The sequence below is a fragment of the Micrococcus sp. SL257 genome, from assembly GCF_026625585.1.
GTDB lineage: Bacteria > Actinomycetota > Actinomycetes > Actinomycetales > Micrococcaceae > Micrococcus > Micrococcus luteus.
Window position 1 is genome coordinate 1,945,359 of record NZ_CP113053.1, and the last position, 16,898, is coordinate 1,962,256.

Here is a 16,898-nt window from a genome sequence, read left to right on the forward strand (position 1 = left end):
CACGCCCTCAGACGCCGTAGCTCAGCCCCGAGACGGCGACGGCCAGCGGGCCGTCGTACACCGCGCGGGCCTCCTGGACGGCGCGCTGCGGATCGTTCCACACCGGCAGGTGTGTGAGCAGCAGCTTCCGGGCCCCGGCCTGCGCCGCCGTCTCGCCGGCCCGTCGGCCGGTCAGGTGGACGCCGTCGATGCCGTCGTCCCGGCCCTCGTGGAAGGCGGCCTCGCACAGGAACACGTCCGCGTCCCGCGCGGCCTCGACGAGCCCCTCACACGCGTCGGTGTCCCCGGAGTAGGTGAGCACGCGGGTGGTGACGTCGCCGTCGTCGTCGACGCGGTCCACCTCGACCCGGATCGCGTAGGCCTCGTCGATGGGATGGCGCACGGGGACCGGGGTGAACCGGAACGGACCGAGCCGCTCGGGGCGGCCGGCGGCCCAGCACCGGAACTCGAAGTCCTGGTGCATCCCCGGCTCGGGGTCCATCCCGTACGCCTCGGCGATGCGGTCGGCGGTGCCGGCGGGTCCGTAGACGGGCAGCCGGCCGCGTCCCCAGCCGGCCGGGTTCCAGCGGATGGCCACGTGCATCCCGCACAGGTCCATGAAGTGGTCCGGGTGCAGGTGGGAGAGCAGGATGCCGTCCAGGTCCTCGAGCTCGACGTAGCGCTGCAGCACGCCGAGGGCGCCGTTGCCGAGGTCGAGCAGGATCCGCCACGTGCGCGGGGTGACGCCGTCCTCGGCCACGCCCTCGGCGGTGAGGAGGTAGCACGAGGCGGGCGAGCCCGGGCCGGGGAAGGACCCGGAGGCCCCGATGATGGTCAGCTTCACGTCACACCCTCCTGCTCGGGGCCCGGCCGGACGGAGGCCGCCGAGCGCGTCGGGACCGGCGCGGCCGCGGGGCGGGGCGCGCCGATCGTCTCCAGGCGTCGCACGGACTCGACCTCGGGTCCGAGGAAGCGGCGCGCGAGGGCCTGGAAGTGGTCGGGGTCGCCGGTGGCGGCGAAGCGGTGGCGGGTGGCCTGGCCGGAGCCCGCGGCCGAGTGGGGGTGCTCGAGGCCGAGGCGGACCAGCTCCCGGTAGAGGTCCTTGGCGGTCTCCTCCGCGGAGGAGACGAGCGTGACGTCCTCCCCCATCACGAGGGAGAGCGCGCCGGTCAGCAGCGGGTAGTGGGTGCATCCCAGCACGAGGGTGTCCACGCCCGCCGCACGCAGCGGGGCCGTGTACTCCCGGGCGGTCTCCAGCAGTTCGGGGCCGGTGGTGATGCCGGCCTCCACGAACTCCACGAACCGCGGGCACGCGACCGAGGTGATCTCGAGGTGCGGGGCGGCCGAGAACGAGTCCTCGTAGGCGCGGGACCCGACGGTCGCCTCGGTGCCGATCACACCGATCCGGCCCGTGCGGGTGGCTGCCACGGCGCGGCGCACGGCGGGCTGGATCACCTCGATCACGGGGATGCCGTGGCCTCCCGTGTAGCGCTCGCGGGCGTCGCGCAGCACGGCGGCCGACGCGGAGTTGCACGCGATCACGAGCGCCTTGACGCCGCGCGCGACGAGCTCGTCCATGATCGCCAGGGCGAGGGCCCGTACCTCGGCGATGGGCCGCGGGCCGTACGGCGAGTGCTCCGTGTCGCCCACGTAGAGGATGGACTCGTGGGGCAGCTGGTCCATGATCGCCCGGGCCACGGTCAGCCCGCCCACGCCCGAGTCGAACACGCCGATCGGCGCGGCGGCGTCCACGGCGGCGCGCTGGCCGCTCACTGCTCGCCCTCCGCGTCCCCGGCGCCCGGCGCGGACTCGTCCGAGCCCTCGGGCAGCTCGCTGAGCATCTCCGTCATGAGCGTCTCCAGCAGCCACGAGGTGAAGTTGTAGAGCAGGGCCATGGTGGACTCGACGTCCTCCGCGCTGCGCCAGTCGTCCACGGCGTGCACGCGGGCGGCGTCCTCCTCGGTCTCGACGCCCAGGCGGGCCGCGAGGACGAGGCGCACGTCGTTGAGCGCGCGGCCGAAGGCCGGCGCCTGGTCGTGCGGGACCTCCACGCGCGTCGAGCGCAGCAGCTCGAGTGCCAGGCGCGCGTCCGCGAGCTTCCCCTCCGACAGGGCGTCCTCGGTCAGGGCCCGGTGGGCGCCCTGTTCGGCGGCGCCGGCCTGGGGCATCGCATCCGGCAGGAGGCGTGCGACGGCCGGGTCGGTGGGGGCCGAACGCTGCGGCTCCGGGTCCTGGCTCAGGTGCAGCCCGGAGACCAGCCCCCAGAACGCGGCGTCGGACGCGTCCAGCCCGGCCACGGGGCCCGCGTCCTGCGCGGCGGACACGGACGGCGGCGCCGCCGGGGGATCTTCGGGCGTGTCGACGCCGTCCTCGGCGGCCGGGGCCTCGGCGGGGTCCGCCTCGGCGGGGCGCACGTCCGCGCGTCGGCCCTCGAGCAGGGCGACGACGTCCCTGACCAGCCCGCGCAGCAGGCGCACCTCCGGCAGCTCCAGCTGCGCCGTGTACCCCCGCCGCGTCCAGCGGAACCGTTCTGCCATGCCCCTCCTCAGTCCTCCGCCTGCTCCAGCGTGGCCCACAGCCCGTAGCCGTGCATCGCGCCCACGTGCAGCTCGGCCTTCTCCTTGGTGCCCGTCGCCACCACGGACCGGCCCCGCTCGTGGACCTCGAGCATGAGCCGCTGCGCCTTGGCCGCGGAGTAGCCGAAGTGGGTGCGGAACACGTAGGCCACGTAGCTCATCAGGTTCACCGGGTCGTTCCACACCACCACGTTCCACGGCCGGTCCCGGGCTGTGTCCTCGTGAGGCCGCTCCAGCAGGGCGGTGTCGGTGGCGCCGGCGGGGACGGACTCACCCGGCGCCGGACGCACGGCGCGCGGCGCGGACGGATCGTGGCGGGTCAGCACGGACATGCGCCCCAGTGTACGAGGCGGGCGGGCCAGGACCGGCCCCGCCACGGTCCACTAGGGTGGGGGCGTGAGCCAGAACCCCGTGCCCAGCGCCCCGCGGACCGCCGACGACTGGCAGATCCCCACGGCGCTGATGACCGACCACTACGAGCTGACCATGCTCCAGGCCGCGCTGAAGGCCGGCACCGCGCACCGCCGCTCCCGCTTCGAGCTGTTCACCCGACGCCTGCCCAGCGGCCGCCGCTACGGCGTGGTGGCCGGCGTGGGCCGCGCGCTGGAGGGCCTGTCCCGCTTCCGGTTCGACACGCCCGAGCTCGACTTCCTCGCGGACACCACCGCCCTCGACGACGCCACGCTGGCCTGGCTCGCCGACTACGAGTTCACGGGTGACATCGTGGGCTACGCCGAGGGCGAGGCCTACTTCCCGCACTCCCCCTCCTGCAGGTGGAGTCGACGTTCGCCGAGGCGTGCATCCTGGAGACCTACCTGCTCTCCATCTACAACTACGACTCCGCCGTGGCCTCCGCAGCCTCCCGCATGACGGCCGTCGCGGACGGCCGCCCGTGCGCCGAGATGGGCTCGCGCCGCACGCACGAGGAGTCTGCCGTGGCCGCCGCCCGCGCCGCGGCCATCGCGGGCTTCACCGCCACCTCGAACCTCGAGGCGGGCCGCCGGTACGGCATCCCGACCGTCGGCACCGCCGCCCACTCCTTCACCCTGCTGCACGACTCGGAGCGCGCCGCCTTCGAGGCCCAGGTCGCCGCGCTCGGGGCGGACACCACCCTCCTCGTGGACACGTATGACGTGGAGCAGGGCGTGCGCACCGCGGTCGAGGTTGCCGGCCCGGCCCTGCGGAACGTCCGGGTCGACTCCGGCGACCTCGTGATCCAGGCTCACCGCGTGCGCGAGCTGCTCGACGAGCTGGGCAACACCGAGACCGGGATCATGGTCACCTCGGACCTGGACGAGTACGCGATCGCCGCCCTGCGCTCCGCCCCCGTCAGCTCGTACGGCGTGGGCACGCGCCTGGTCACCGGGTCCGGCGCGCCCACCGCCTCCATGGTCTACAAGCTCGTGGCCCGCCAGGACGACGACGGCACGTGGGTGGACGTGGCCAAGGCCAGTTCCGGCAAGGCCAGCCGGGGCGGCCGCAAGGAGGCCGCGCGCCGCCGCGACCCGCGGGGCCGGGCCACCGCCGAGGTGATCGGCGTCAACCGCGGCGCCGCGCCCGACGCCGACGACCGTCCCCTGCTGCACCGTTTCGTGCACGCCGGCGAGCTGGCCGAGGGCTGGACCGGCCCCGAGGCCGTCACCCGCGCCGCCGAGCGGCACGCCGCCTCCCTGCGCGAGCTGCCCGCCTCGGTGGGCCGCCTGCAGCCGGGCGACCCCGCCATCCCGACCATCTTCCTGGAGGACTGACCCATGGAGAACCTGAACCGCGCCCTGGTGATCGTGGACGTGCAGAACGACTTCTGCGAGGGCGGCGCCCTCGGCGTGACCGGCGGCGCCGCCGTCGCGGCCGGGGTCAGCGAGCACCTGGCCGAGCACGCGGACGCCTACGCGTCCGTGGCAGCCACGCGCGACTGGCACGTCGACCCGGGCACGCACTTCGCCGCGGCCACCGGCGCCGAGCCGGATTTCCGCACCACCTGGCCGGTGCACTGCGTGGCCGGCACCGCCGGCGCCGAGCTGCATCCCGACCTGGACGCCGAGCACCTCGACGCCGAGTTCCTCAAGGGCCTGCACACGGACGCCTACTCCGGCTTCGACGGCGCCCTCGGCGAGCCCGACGCCGTCCCGACCGGGGCCGCGGGCGAGCGCCCCTCCGGGACCGTCGGCCCGTACGGGGCCACCGCCGTGGCCGCGGCCGCCGTCGAGTCCGGCGCCCCCGGCCTCGACGAGTGGCTCCGTGAGCAGGGCGTGGACGCGATCACCGTGGTGGGCATCGCCACGGACCACTGCGTGCGCGCCACCGTGCTCGACGCCCTCGACGCCGGCTACGAGGTCACCGTGCTGACCGACCTGGTGGCCGGCGTCGACGAGGCGGCCGCCCAGGCCGCGCTCCACGAGATGGAGGCCGCCGGGGCCATCCTGGCGACCTCGTGAGCGGGTTCGGCCCCGAGCGGCACCGGCGTCGCCTCTGAGGCGCCGCACGCCGAGACAGTGACGAATGTCACTCGATGCGGCATGATGGAGGCACGCGGCCCCGGCGGGCGTGCCGGAGCCGGTGCCCGACGCAGACGAGGAGAGCAGCCATGACCGACTCCCCCATCGCCGCAGACCGGGACGGCATCCGCTACCTCTCCGGGGTGATCCCCGCCGCCGACGGCGGCCGTCTGGTCGGTCTGGCCCGCGTGGTCTCCGACGGCCACACCATCGCCTACCTGCAGGACATCCTCGTGGATCCGGGGCACCAGCGCCGCGGCATCGCCTCCGAGCTGCTGCGCCGCATCTTCGCCCGGTTCGGCCATGTGCGTCAGCACGTGCTGCTCACGGACACCGAGGAGCGCCAGCGCGCCTTCTACGAGGCCCATGGATTCCGTGAGTCCCGTGACGTGGAGGGCGACGAGCTGCGCGCCTTCGTGCGCTTCCAGTCCCGGGACGGCTGAACCCGGCGCTCAGGTCGGCACGGCCCGCGGGCGCCCGCCGCGCTCCCGACGGACCTCAGGTCCGGCCGACGAACCACCCGCGCAGGGTGCTCAGCCGCTTCTCCAGCTGCTCGCGGGAGGCCTGGGCCACGGCGGGGCCGCCGGAGATCTCCCGCAGGCGGTTGTGGATCACCCCGTGCGGCTGGCCGGAACGGGCCGCCCAGGCGGACACCGTCTTGGACAGCTCGGAGCGCAGCTCCTTCATCCGCCGGTGGTCCACGACGTCGGCGGGCTCGGCCGCCTGCGCACGCGGCCGGCGCTGGATCTGCTCGGCCTGCCGCTGCCGCAGCAGGGCGGAGACCTGCTCGGCGTCCAGCAGGCCCGGGATGCCGAGGAAGTCCTGCTCCTCCTCCGAGCCGACGGCGCCGCCGAGGCCGAACTCGCCGCCGTCGAAGAGCACCTTGTCGAAGCTCGCCCGGGACTCGAGGGCCTCGAACTTCTCCCGCGTCAGCGCGTCCGAGCCGCTCTCGGCCCGGTTGGCCTCCGCGATGAGGTCCTCCTCGGGGGCGTCCTCGAGGTCCTCGACCTCGACGGCGCCCTCCTTGCGGTCCAGCGCGTGGTCCCGCTCGAGCTCCATCTCGTTGGCCAGCAGCATGAGCGCGGGCACGGACGGCAGGAACACCGAGGCGGTCTCCCCACGCCGGCGGGAGCGCACGAAGCGGCCCACGGCCTGGGCGAAGAACAGGGGCGTGGACGTGGACGTGGCGTACACGCCCACGCACAGGCGGGGCACGTCCACGCCCTCGGACACCATGCGCACCGCCACCATCCACCGCTCGTCCGACGCGGCGAACTCCTCGATGCGATCCGAGGCGCCCTTGTCGTCCGAGAGGATCACGGCCGGCCGCTGGCCGGTCAGCGCCTCGAGCTGCGCGGCGTACGCGCGCGCGTCCTGGTGGTCCGTGGCGATCACGAGACCGCCGGCGTCGGGCACGTTGCGGCGCACCTCGCTGAGCCGCCGGTCGGCCGCGCGCAGCACGGACGGGATCCACTCGCCCGCCGGGTCCAGCGCGGTGCGCCAGGCGGAGGCGGTGATGTCCTTCGTGGCGGCCTCGCCGAGCTGAGCCTCCATGACCTCGCCGGTGGAGGTCTTCCAGCGCATCTGCCCGGAGTAGGCCATGAAGATCACCGGGCGCACCACGTGGTCCCGCAGCGCCGGGCCGTAGCCGTACGTGTAGTCCGCCTTCGACCGCTCGATGCCGTCCGCACCGAGTTCGTAGCGGACGAAGGGGATGGAGGCGGTGTCCGAGCGGAACGGGGTGCCGGTCAGGGACAGACGCCGCGTGGCCGGCTCGAACGCCTCACGGATGCCCTCGCCCCAGCTCAGGGCGTCGCCGCCGTGGTGGATCTCGTCCAGGATCACCAGCGTCTTGGCGGCCTCGGTGCGGTTGCGGTGCAGGACGGGCTTGTTCGCCACCTGGGCGTACGTCAGCGCCACCCCGCGGTACTCGGCGCCGTGCCGCCCGTCGGCGTTCTTGAAGTTCGGGTCGATCGCGATGCCGACGCGCGCGGCGTTGTCCGCCCACTGGCGCTTGAGGTGGTCCGTGGGCGCGACGACGGTCAGCCGCTGCACGACGCCGGAGTCCATCAGGATCTTGGCCACGCGCAACGCGAACGTCGTCTTGCCCGCGCCGGGGGTCGCGACCGTCAGGAAGTCCTGCGGGGCGGTCTGGAGGTAGCGCTCCAGCGCCTCCTGCTGCCACTGGCGCAGCTTGGGGGCCGTCCCCCACGCCGCGCGCTCGGGCATGGCGGGGGGAAGGTCCTCGCCGATGTGGAACAGGTCGTGCTGGACGCTGCCGTCCGGGGTGCCGCTCGTCAGGGAGCGGCCGTCAGCCACGGCCGCGGCCTCCGAACCAGCCACCGCGCTTGCCGCCGCCGTCGCCGTCGCCGCCGTCCTGCGGCTCGCGCAGGCCCTCGTAGATCTCCTTGCACGTGGGGCACACGGGGAACTTGTTCGGGTCCCGGCCCGGCACCCACACCTTGCCGCACAGGGCGATCACGGGGGCACCGGTGACGGCGGACTCCGTGATCTTCTCCTTGCGGACGTAGTGGGCGAAGCGCTCGTGGTCGCCCGGCTCGATCTCCTGGCGCAGCTCCTCACGCTCGAGGACGGACGTGCCGCCGCCGGCGGGCGCGAAGGGGTCGTTCAGGTCGGGTTCGCCGGTCACACTCATGCGGGCCAGTCTAGCCGCGCCCCTCAGAAGGCGGCCACGGCCTGGTAGGTCTCGGCCTGCGCGCGGTCGTACCAGCGCGCCCCCAGGCGCACGCCCAGCCACAGCGCGACGGCGCCCCACGCGAGCCCGAGCGCCACCGTCACCCAGCCCCACACGGCGGCCCCGGTGGCGAGCCGGACGACGAAGGGCACCAGGAACGGCACCGCGAGCGCCAGGCTGACCAGCATCGCGGCGCCCTGGACGAGCATCGTGCGCATGGCCGCGCCCTGCGGCGTCGCGAACGGGCTGTCCCCCGGCTTCGGGACCGGGTAGACGAAGCGGGCGGAGACGAACGCGGACAGCCCGGCGGTCGTCCCGAACAGGCCGAGGGCCAGGCCCAGCATCGGCGCCAGCAGGGACCAGTCCCCCGCCGCCGCCACCGTCGCCGTCGTCACGAGCAGGATCATCGGCACGCCCCAGCCCGCCAGGCCCAGGACCCGGCCCCAGCGGTCGTCCACGCCCCGCACGCCCGAGACGACGTGCAGGTGGAACGCCGTGTGGTCGTAGGCGATGTCCGCGGAGATCGAGTAGGCCAGGGACCAGGCGGTGATCGGCCCGAGGACCAGCAGCAGGCCCAGTCCGGGACCCCCCTCCCCGGCCATGCCCCCGGTGAACCACAGCAGGACGGCCATGAGCGGGATGATGATGAGCCCGGCCGCGTACCGCGGGTCAGCCAGCCAGTAGCGCTGGGCGCGGGCCGCGATCGCGGTGCGCGGGCCCGTGGCCGGTCGGCCCAGCCAGCGCAGCGGCGTCGGGTCCGCTCCCGCGGCGACGCGGCGGGACCGACCGCCGCCCACGGCCACCGGCTCCACGGTGCGGCGCACGGCCAGGTGCCACAGGGCCAGGGCGGCCAGGCACCAGGCGGCCGCCACCGCGAGGTGGAGCGCGACGGCGGCGCCGCGGCCCTCGGCGACCGCCCACGCCGCGGCGGGGCCCGCCCCGAACGGGGTCCACGCCGCGCCGCGGGCGATCTGGGGCGCGATCGCCAGGAAGTCCTCGAACGACGCGATGGCCCGCGAGAGGGCGAGGCCGCCGAGCATGAGCGGGATGAACAGCAGGACGGAGACGACGTCCCGCACCCGACGCCGGCTCGCGTAGGCGGCCAGGAGGCCGGCGAGACCGGAGCCGATCGCCACGGCGGTCACCGCGGTGAGCGCGCCCCCGACCAGGCCCACCGCCAGCGCGGCCGGCCGGTCCCACCAGCTGGCCCCCAGGCCCACCAGCACGGCCAGCGTGGCGAGCCCGACCGGCGTCGTGAAGGCGCTCAGGACCAGCCCGGCGATGAGGGTGCGGGCCGGGACGGGGAAGAGCACGAAGCTGTGCGGGTCGAGCGTGGCGTCGACGCCCGTGACGAACGGCGGGATGACGAGCCAGGCGAGCACCACGACGGCGGCGGCCAGCACGGTCGTGGCGCCGCGGGCCTCGTCCGGCAGGGCGGGCAGGCCCGTGACGAGCAGCGTCACCGCCACGGCGGCCATGCCGAGCACGTACAGCGCGCCGAGCACGCTCATCACCAGGGTGAACGGGGACCGGCGCCACTGGTTCAGGGTCAGCGTCCAGCGCAGTCGGACGAGCGTCAGAGCCATGTCAGCCCCTCCGAGCCGTGGCGGCCGCCGACGAGGTCCACGAAGCGGTCCTCGAGGTCGCGCCCGTCCCGGACCTCCTCGAGCGTGCCGGCGGCCCGCAGGGTCCCGGCCGCGATCACGGCGACGTGGGTGCACATGCGCTGGACGAGGTCCATCACGTGGCTCGAGACGATCACGGTGCCGCCCCGCTCCACGTACGAGTGCAGGATGTCCCGGATGTTCGCGGCGGAGACCGGGTCCACGGCCTCGAACGGCTCGTCCAGGACGAGCAGGTCCGGGGCGTGGACCATGGCGGCCGCCAGGGACACCTTCTTGGTCATGCCGGCGGAGTAGTCGGCGACGAGCTTGCGGCCGGCGTCCGCCAGGTCCATCACCCGCAGCAGGTCCGCGGTCCGCTCGGCCACGGTGTCCGCGTCGAGGCCGTGCAGCAGCCCGGCGTAGGTCACGAGCTGCGCGCCCGTGAGGCGGTCGAAGGTCCGCACGCCGTCGGCGAGCACGCCGACCCGTCGCTTGGCCTCGAGGGGCTGCTCCCACACGTCGACGCCGTGGATCCAGGCGCGGCCGTGGTCCGGGCGCAGCAGACCGGTGGCCATCGACAGGGCGGTGGTCTTGCCCGCCCCGTTGGGCCCGACCACCCCGAAGAACGATCCGGCCGGGACGTCCAGGTCCAGTGCGTCCAGCGCCAGCTTGTCCCCGAACCGCTGGGTCAGCCCGCGTGTGACGAGGGCGAGGCCCGGATCGGGGGCGTCGGCCGCACGCCGACGGGCGGCGGCCGCGAGGTGGGTGGGGGCAGGCTCGGGCGCATGCGGAGTCATGCCTGGGACGTTACCCACCGTCAGGCGGACACGGCGTCCTCCTCAGGGATGAACCGTGGGTCCCTCAGAACAGCGCTGCGGCCAGCCGACGCCGCGAGGCCTGAACACGGGGATCGTCCGTGCCCACCACGGTGTAGAGGTCCACGAGGTGGGCGCGTGCCGTCTCGCGGTCGTCGCCGGGGTGGAGGGCGATGAACCGCACGAGCCGGGCGAAGGCGTCCTCCACGTGGCCGCCGAGCACGTCCAGGTCGGCGACGGCGAGCTGGGCGGCGACGTCGTCCGGGCCGTCCGCGGCGGCCGCGCGCACCGCCGCAGCGTCGGCGTCACGGGTGCGCAGCATGAGGCGGGCCGCGGACAGGCCCTGCTGGGCCACGGCGTCCGCGGGGCTGTCGGCCAGCGCCGCCTCCCACGCCGAGACGGCCCCGGGCAGGTCGTCGGCGGCGAGGGCCTCATGGGCGGCCCGGTGCAGCGGCGGCACGGGCGGAGCCTCCGCGGCCGCGGCGTCGGCGTCCTGGCGCGCCGGGGCGACGGGGGGCACGGTGCCGGCGACGCCGTTCTGACGGGCCACCTCGAGGATCTCCCCCATGAGCTGGCGCAGCGTCTCCTCCGGCACCTCCTGATTGACCAGCGGCACCGGCTGCCCCGCCACCACGGCCATGACCGCGGGGCCGGCCCCCAGGCCGAGCGCCTGCAGCACGGCGGGCTCCTTCGCCACGTCCAGACGCGCGAGCACGAGCCGTCCCGCCTGGGCGTCGACCGCGTCCGCGAACTGCCGGTAGAGCGCCTCGCTCGCCGCGTCCCCGGGCACGTGCAGGTGCAGCAGCACCGGCACCTGGGCGGAGAGCTGGACCAGCTGCTGCAGCAGACCCTGGTCGGCGTCCGCGATCACCCACGAGCCGCCGCCGGCGCCGGCGTCGGCCCCCGGCGCGGTCCGCCCGGCCGGGGCCGGGGTGCCGAGCGAGGACAGGTCGACGGCGCCGCGCAGGTGGGACGGGGCGTCGGAGGGGGGCTGGGCGGTCACGTCGGTCACGATCCTTCCGGTCCGGGTCCGCCCCGTCGCCGGCGCGAGGGGCGTTGTCACTGCGCCCCACGGTAGCCTCCCCGGCGTGGCGCGGTCAGGCCGGGGCCCTGACGTACGCTGAGCGCGTGGAGGAGAAGGAGACCGCATCCGGCCCGGACGCCGCCGGCGTCGCCGACGTCCGCGCCCCGGCCGAGCCCGAGGGCACCGAGCAGCCGCCCGTGGCCGGCATCCCCGTGGAGCCGGTCGGGGTGGCCGCCGCGCCGCCGTCGCACGGGCCGACGCCCGCCGGGCGTCGTCGACTGCCCCGCCTGGGCTCCGTCCTGCGGCGGCGCCGACCCTTCCTCGAGGAGGACCGGGTGGACCCCGAGTCGGTCCCCGTCGACGGCGCCGAGGATCCGGCGGTCGCGGCCGTGGCTCTCGAGTCCCCCGTGCTGACCGGCTTCCTGCTCGCGGTGGGCGTGGCCCTGGCCATCGGCGTCGTCTCGGTGCTGCGCACGAACGGACACCTCATCGTGTGGATCGCCGCGGCCCTGTTCATCGCCCTGGGCCTGGATCCGCTGGTGCGCCGGGTCGAGTCCTGGGGCGCGCCCCGCTGGGTCGGCGTGCTCACGGCCGCGCTCGGCCTGGCCGCCGTGGCCGGGGCGTTCGTCGCCCTCCTGGTCCCCACGGTGATCGAGCAGTCCACGCAGCTGGTCCAGGACCTGCCGGCCATCATCGACGGGGTGATGACCGCCGAGTGGTTCGTGCAACTCGACGAGGAGTTCCACCTCCAGGAGGCCGTTCGCGCCCAGACCGAGCGCCTCGCCGCCGACGGCGTCGCCGTCACCGACCTGTTCGGCGGGCTCCTCGGCTTCGGCCAGACCGTGCTGAACGCCGTCTTCTCGGTGCTCGTGGTGGTCGTGCTGACGCTGTACTTCCTCTCCTCCCTGCCGCACATGAAGTACTGGGCCTACCGGCTCGCACCGCGTTCGCGCCGGCCCCGGATCGAGGCGCTGTCCGAGCAGATCACCTCCTCGGTCGGCCACTACGTGATGGGCCAGTCCTTCGTGGCCGCCCTCAACGGCGCGGTGGCGTTCACGGCGCTGGCCATCGCCGGCGCCCCCTTCGCCGTCCTGCTCGCCGCGATCGCCGCCTTCATGGCGTTCATCCCGCTGGTGGGCGCCGCGATCGGCGGTACGCTGCTGACCCTCGTGAGCCTGCTGACCTCGTGGCAGACCGCCGCCGTGTTCGCGGCCATCTACTTCGTCTACCTGCAGATCGAGGCCTACGTCATCTCGCCGCGTGTCATGGCGCGCGCGGTGTCCGTGCCGGCGGCCGTGGCCGTGATCGCGGTGATCGCCGGTGGCGCGCTGCTGGGCGTCCTCGGCGCCCTCATGGCGATCCCGCTCGCCGCCGCGCTGCTGCTGCTGGTCCGCGAGGTCTTCATCCCCCGCCAGGACGCCCGGTAGGCCCACGACGGCGGCGCGGCCCGGACCGCGCGGTCAGCGGCCCGGTCGGGTGCGCCAGCACACCGGGTGCCAGTGCCGCCGGTCCGCCCCCGCGTCCTCATCCCCCATGATCCAGTCGGCGCGCCAGGCCACGAGGTGCGCCTGGCCCTGCCGGATCACCTGACCGCAGCCGGGGCACGTGTAGTCCTTCACCGCGCGCCACGCGGGGATCTGCCGGACGTGCCATCCGCCGTCGGACCCGGACTGGCGCGAGTAGCCCGCGTCCAGGCCGAGGAGCTCCTCGAGCGGGTCGGCGCGCCCCGGCGACGGCCGGGACCGCCGGGAGGCGCCGGAGGCCCCGCGCTCGCTCCGCCGAGGCGCGGACGAGCGGCGGGGGCGGTTCGAACGGGGCATGCCTCCATGCTGGCACAAGAGCCGGTGGGCGCGGTCCGCCTAGGATGGACCGGTGCGACTCGTCATTGCCCGCTGCTCCGTGACCTATGAGGGCCGCCTGAACGCCCACCTGCCCACCGCCACCCGCCTGCTCATGGTGAAGGCGGACGGCTCGGTGCTGGTGCACTCCGACGGCGGCTCCTACAAGCCCCTCAACTGGATGTCGCCGCCCGCGACCCTGCACGTGGAGGAGCCCTTCCCCGACCAGGCCGACCAGGGGGTGACGCAGGTCTGGCGCGTGCAGGCCAAGAAGTCCGACGACCGGCTCATCGTGCTCATCGAGGAGGTCCTGGCGGACGACTCCCACGAGCTCGGCGTGGACCCCGGCCTCGTCAAGGACGGCGTGGAGGCGGATCTGCAGCGTCTGCTGGCCGAGCAGATCAGCCTGCTCGGCGACGGCCACACCCTCGTGCGCCGCGAGTACATGACGGCGATCGGCCCCGTGGACATCCTGGCCCGCGACGCCGACGGCGGCACCGTGGCGGTCGAGCTCAAGCGCCGCGGGGACATCGACGGGGTCGAGCAGCTCACCCGCTACCTCGAGCTGATGAACCGGGACCCGCTCCTGGCGCCCGTGCGCGGCGTGTTCGCGGCCCAGCAGATCAAGCCCCAGGCCCGCACCCTCGCCGAGGACCGCGGCATCCGCTGCGTCACCCTCGACTACGACGCGATGCGCGGCGTGGACGACGCCGAGTCCCGCCTGTTCTGAGGCGCCGGGCGGGCTCAGCGGCGCCAGAAGGACGACGCCGCGGACGGCCCCGCCTCGCTCCAGGCGCGCAGGGCGCCGGCGTCGTCGGGGTCGACGACGACGCGCACCGGACGTGTGCCGGCGCTCAGCTCCAGGACGGCCCGGCCGGCCTCGTCCGCCGGGAGGCGGTCGATCTGCAGGCGGCTCCGGTCCGCGCTCCAGCGCTCCCGCGAGAGGCGCCAGCCCCCGGTGAGGCGCAGGCGGGACTCGTCGTACACGCCGATCACACGCTCACGCCCCGGGCCCTCCCGCTCCAGGACCGCAGGGAAGGCGGCCGTGACACGGGCGAGGGCCCGGCGCCGCATCACCAGGGCGAGTGCCGACAGCACGATGACTGCCACCACGGTCGCCGAGGCGATGAGCACCGGGCCCTCCACCGTCAGGTCCTGCCGCGCCGCGTCAGGCCGCCGCGGCGTCGCCCAGCCGGGCGGACGTCGCGGCGATCACGACACGGTCGTGGTCCACGGAGAAGAAGCCGCCGCGGGCCTGCGCGGTGACGGTGCCGCCGTCCGTGGTCCGCACCACGACCTCGCCGTCGCCGAGGACGGCGAGCATCGGGGTGTGGCCCGGGAGGATGCCGATCTCACCGTTGACGGTGCGCGCCGACACGGCCGACGCGGCGCCCGACCAGATGGACCGCTCCTCGGAGACGATCTCGACGTTGAGCTCAGCCATGATCGATCAGCCCTCGGCCTGGATCTTGGCCCACTCGCGCTCGACGTCGTCCAGGCCGCCCACGTTGTAGAAGGCCTGCTCCGCGACGTGGTCCAGGTCGCCGTCGGCGATGGCCTTAAAGCCCTCGACGGTGTCCTTGACCGGCACGGTGGAGCCCTCGACGCCGGTGAACTGCTTGGCGGTGTAGGTGTTCTGCGAGAGGAACTGCTCGATCTTGCGGGCGCGGCCCACGGTGATCTTGTCCTCCTCGGAGAGCTCGTCCACACCGAGGATCGCGATGATGTCCTGCAGCTCCTTGTTCTTCTGCAGGATCTGCTTCACGCGGATGGCCACGTCGTAGTGGTCCTGGCCCACGTACTGCGGGTCGAGGATGCGCGAGGTCGAGGCCAGCGGGTCCACGGCCGGGTACAGGCCACGGGACGCGAGGTCACGGGTCAGGTTGGTGGTCGCGTCCAGGTGCGCGAACACGTTGGCCGGGGCCGGGTCGGTGTAGTCGTCCGCGGGGACGTACACGGCCTGCATCGAGGTGATGGAGTGGCCGCGGGTCGAGGTGATGCGCTCCTGGAGCACACCCATCTCGTCCGCCAGGTTCGGCTGGTAGCCCACGGCGGAGGGCATGCGGCCCAGCAGCGTGGAGACCTCGGAACCGGCCTGCGAGAAGCGGAAGATGTTGTCGATGAACAGCAGCACGTCCTGGTTCTGCACATCGCGGAAGTACTCCGCCATGGTCAGCGCGGACAGGGCCACACGCAGACGCGTGCCCGGCGGCTCGTCCATCTGGCCGAACACGAGGGCGGTGTCCTTCAGGACGTCCGCCTCGTCCATCTCGACCCAGAGGTCGTTGCCCTCACGGGTGCGCTCGCCGACGCCGGCGAACACGGAGGTGCCGCCGAAGTTGCGGGCCACACGGGTGATCATCTCCTGGATGAGCACGGTCTTGCCCACGCCGGCGCCGCCGAACAGGCCGATCTTGCCGCCCTTGATGTAGGGGGTCAGCAGGTCGATGACCTTGATGCCGGTCTCCAGCATCTCGGTGGAGCCCTCGAGGGACGCGAAGTTCGGGGCCGGGCGGTGGATCGGCCAGCGGTCCTCGGCCTGCAGCTGCGAGGTCGGCATGTCCAGGGTCTCGCCGAGCACGTTGAAGATGTGGCCCTTCACGGCGTCGCCGACCGGCACCGAGATGGGGGCACCGGTGTCCACGACGTCGGTGCCGCGCACCAGGCCGTCGGTGGACTGCAGGGAGATGGCGCGGACCATGTTGTCGCCGAGGTGCTGGGCGACCTCGAAGGTGACCGTGCGGCGCTGGCCGTTGAAGTCGATCTCGGTGGTCAGCGCGTTGTAGATCTCCGGCATCGCGTTGGCCGGGAACTCGGCGTCGATCACGGGGCCGATGACGCGGGACACGCGTCCGGTGGCACCGCCGGTGGGGGTCCCGGTGCCCTGGTCAGTGATGGTGGCAGTCATCTCTCTCACTTCTATCGTGTGTGGATGGCGAGTCTGGTGAGTCCCGAACGGGCTCAGGAGTTGTTGAGCGCGTCCGCGCCCGCGATGAGCTCGGTGAGCTCCTGGGTGATCTCGGCCTGACGGGCGTTGTTCATCAGGAGGGTGTAGTCCTTGATGAGGCTCGTGGCGTTGTCGCCCGCCGACTTCATGGCGCGCTGACGGTTGGCGAGCTCCGAGGCCGCCGACTGCAGCATCGCGTTGAAGATGCGCGACTCGATGTACTTGGGCAGCAGCGCGTCGAGGACCTCCTCCGCGTCCGGCTCGTACTCGTAGAGCGGCAGCACGTCCTCGGCGGTGGCGGCCTCCTCCTCGACGACCTCGAGGGGCAGCAGGCGCACCACGTGGGGGTTCTGCTTCACGAGCGAGACGAACTCGGTGAACACGACGTGGATCTCGTCCACGCCGCCGTCCGCCGTGTCCGTGAGGAACGCATCCACGAGCACCTCGCCGATCTCGGCGGCGCGCTCGGCGACGGGGGCGTCCGTCTGACCGGTCCACAGCTTCTTGTAGCCGCGGCCGCGGAAGTCGAAGTACGTCTGCGCCTTGCGGCCGACGACGTACACGTCCACGTCCTTGCCCTCCTCGCCGAGGCGGGTGAGGAGCTGCTCGGCCTTGCGCAGCACGTTCGCGGAGTACGCGCCGGCGAGGCCGCGGTCCGAGGACATGATGAGCACGGCCGCCCGGGTCGGGTTCTCGGGCTCCGTGGTGAGGACATGATCGATGTCGTGCTGGCTCGACACGGCCGAGACGGCGCGGGTGATCGCGTTCGCGTAGGGCAGCGACGCGCTGACGCGCTCACGTGCCTTGGTGATGCGAGACGTGGCGATCAGCTCCATCGCCTTGAAGATCTTCTTCATCGACGACGTCGACGCGATCTTCTGACGGTAGACCCGGATCTGGGCTCCCATGGTGGTCCTTTCCCTGG

General features: G+C 73.9%; 18 protein-coding genes and 1 pseudogene. 5 read left to right on the plus strand and 14 right to left on the minus strand.

The annotated features are described in order from the left end of the window. Positions 1–7 precede the first annotated feature (7 nt). From OVA32_RS08995 to clpS, 4 genes are read right to left on the minus strand one after another with little or no spacing between them, the layout of a single operon-like run. Positions 8–823, minus strand: a complete 816-nt coding sequence (locus tag OVA32_RS08995) for an MBL fold metallo-hydrolase (protein ID WP_041103211.1) — start codon at positions 821–823, stop codon at positions 8–10. Further along, positions 820–1,752, minus strand: coding sequence for a glutamate racemase (gene murI, locus OVA32_RS09000; protein WP_041103213.1), 933 nt, complete (start codon positions 1,750–1,752; stop codon positions 820–822). Before murI ends, OVA32_RS08995 begins: the two co-directional genes overlap by 4 nt. Then, a complete protein-coding gene (locus tag OVA32_RS09005; protein WP_036313009.1) occupies positions 1,749–2,516 on the minus strand; it encodes a DUF2017 family protein in 768 nt (255 codons plus the stop codon). The genes murI and OVA32_RS09005 overlap by 4 nt, the downstream gene beginning before the upstream one ends. An 8-nt stretch (positions 2,517–2,524) precedes the next feature. Continuing rightward, positions 2,525–2,887, minus strand: a complete 363-nt coding sequence (clpS, locus tag OVA32_RS09010) for an ATP-dependent Clp protease adapter ClpS (protein ID WP_002857236.1) — start codon at positions 2,885–2,887, stop codon at positions 2,525–2,527. Positions 2,888–2,951: 64 nt separating this feature from the next. Here clpS and OVA32_RS09015 point away from each other — a divergent pair. From OVA32_RS09015 to OVA32_RS09025, 3 genes and pseudogenes are all read left to right on the plus strand, one after another. Then, positions 2,952–4,303 (plus strand): annotated as a pseudogene (locus OVA32_RS09015) (nicotinate phosphoribosyltransferase). Between the two features lie 3 nt (positions 4,304–4,306). After that, entirely contained in the window at positions 4,307–4,990 is a 684-nt protein-coding gene (locus OVA32_RS09020) for an isochorismatase family protein (protein ID WP_036313018.1), read from the plus strand. Between the two features lie 149 nt (positions 4,991–5,139). Beyond that, on the plus strand, positions 5,140–5,493 hold the full coding sequence (locus OVA32_RS09025) for a GNAT family N-acetyltransferase (RefSeq protein WP_060973990.1): 354 nt from the start codon (positions 5,140–5,142) through the stop codon (positions 5,491–5,493). A gap of 55 nt (positions 5,494–5,548) precedes the next feature. On the opposite strand, the gene OVA32_RS09030 is transcribed toward OVA32_RS09025, so the two are convergent. The 5 genes from OVA32_RS09030 to OVA32_RS09050 form a co-directional block, all read right to left on the minus strand. After that, complete coding sequence (locus OVA32_RS09030; RefSeq protein ID WP_081097748.1) at positions 5,549–7,369, minus strand: DEAD/DEAH box helicase; 1,821 nt, start codon at positions 7,367–7,369, stop codon at positions 5,549–5,551. After that, on the minus strand, positions 7,362–7,706 hold the full coding sequence (locus tag OVA32_RS09035; RefSeq protein WP_010079007.1) for a DUF3039 domain-containing protein: 345 nt from the start codon (positions 7,704–7,706) through the stop codon (positions 7,362–7,364). The genes OVA32_RS09030 and OVA32_RS09035 overlap by 8 nt, the downstream gene beginning before the upstream one ends. A gap of 23 nt (positions 7,707–7,729) precedes the next feature. Beyond that, a complete protein-coding gene (locus OVA32_RS09040) occupies positions 7,730–9,331 on the minus strand; it encodes a hypothetical protein (RefSeq protein WP_060973991.1) in 1,602 nt (533 codons plus the stop codon). Then, entirely contained in the window at positions 9,322–10,146 is an 825-nt protein-coding gene (locus tag OVA32_RS09045; RefSeq protein ID WP_041103221.1) for an ABC transporter ATP-binding protein, read from the minus strand. Before OVA32_RS09045 ends, OVA32_RS09040 begins: the two co-directional genes overlap by 10 nt. 64 nt (positions 10,147–10,210) lie before the next feature. Further along, complete coding sequence (locus tag OVA32_RS09050; RefSeq protein ID WP_225348405.1) at positions 10,211–11,167, minus strand: co-chaperone YbbN; 957 nt, start codon at positions 11,165–11,167, stop codon at positions 10,211–10,213. Positions 11,168–11,292: 125 nt separating this feature from the next. Between OVA32_RS09050 and OVA32_RS09055 the strand changes: the two genes are divergently transcribed. Continuing rightward, positions 11,293–12,615: an AI-2E family transporter gene (locus OVA32_RS09055; RefSeq protein WP_041103224.1), complete on the plus strand. Its 1,323-nt coding sequence runs from the start codon at positions 11,293–11,295 to the stop codon at positions 12,613–12,615. 33 nt (positions 12,616–12,648) lie between these two features. Here the strand turns inward: OVA32_RS09055 and OVA32_RS09060 are convergent, their stop codons facing one another. After that, on the minus strand, positions 12,649–13,008 hold the full coding sequence (locus tag OVA32_RS09060) for a hypothetical protein (RefSeq protein ID WP_041103226.1): 360 nt from the start codon (positions 13,006–13,008) through the stop codon (positions 12,649–12,651). A gap of 52 nt (positions 13,009–13,060) precedes the next feature. Between OVA32_RS09060 and nucS the strand changes: the two genes are divergently transcribed. Continuing rightward, complete coding sequence (gene nucS, locus OVA32_RS09065; RefSeq protein ID WP_041103228.1) at positions 13,061–13,756, plus strand: endonuclease NucS; 696 nt, start codon at positions 13,061–13,063, stop codon at positions 13,754–13,756. Positions 13,757–13,770: 14 nt separating this feature from the next. On the opposite strand, the gene OVA32_RS09070 is transcribed toward nucS, so the two are convergent. Genes OVA32_RS09070 through OVA32_RS09085 form a run of 4 tightly spaced genes read right to left on the minus strand, consistent with a single transcriptional unit; the run spans position 13,771 to position 16,881 of the window. Beyond that, the gene (locus tag OVA32_RS09070; RefSeq protein WP_230259842.1) at positions 13,771–14,160 is read right to left on the minus strand and encodes a DUF2550 family protein; all 390 of its coding nucleotides are present in this window, start codon (positions 14,158–14,160) and stop codon (positions 13,771–13,773) included. A gap of 34 nt (positions 14,161–14,194) precedes the next feature. Next, entirely contained in the window at positions 14,195–14,470 is a 276-nt protein-coding gene (locus OVA32_RS09075; protein ID WP_036313044.1) for a F0F1 ATP synthase subunit epsilon, read from the minus strand. Positions 14,471–14,476: 6 nt separating this feature from the next. Next, a complete protein-coding gene (gene atpD / locus OVA32_RS09080; RefSeq protein ID WP_041103230.1) occupies positions 14,477–15,934 on the minus strand; it encodes a F0F1 ATP synthase subunit beta in 1,458 nt (485 codons plus the stop codon). Between the two features lie 53 nt (positions 15,935–15,987). After that, entirely contained in the window at positions 15,988–16,881 is an 894-nt protein-coding gene (locus tag OVA32_RS09085; protein ID WP_041103232.1) for a F0F1 ATP synthase subunit gamma, read from the minus strand. Positions 16,882–16,898 lie beyond the last annotated feature (17 nt).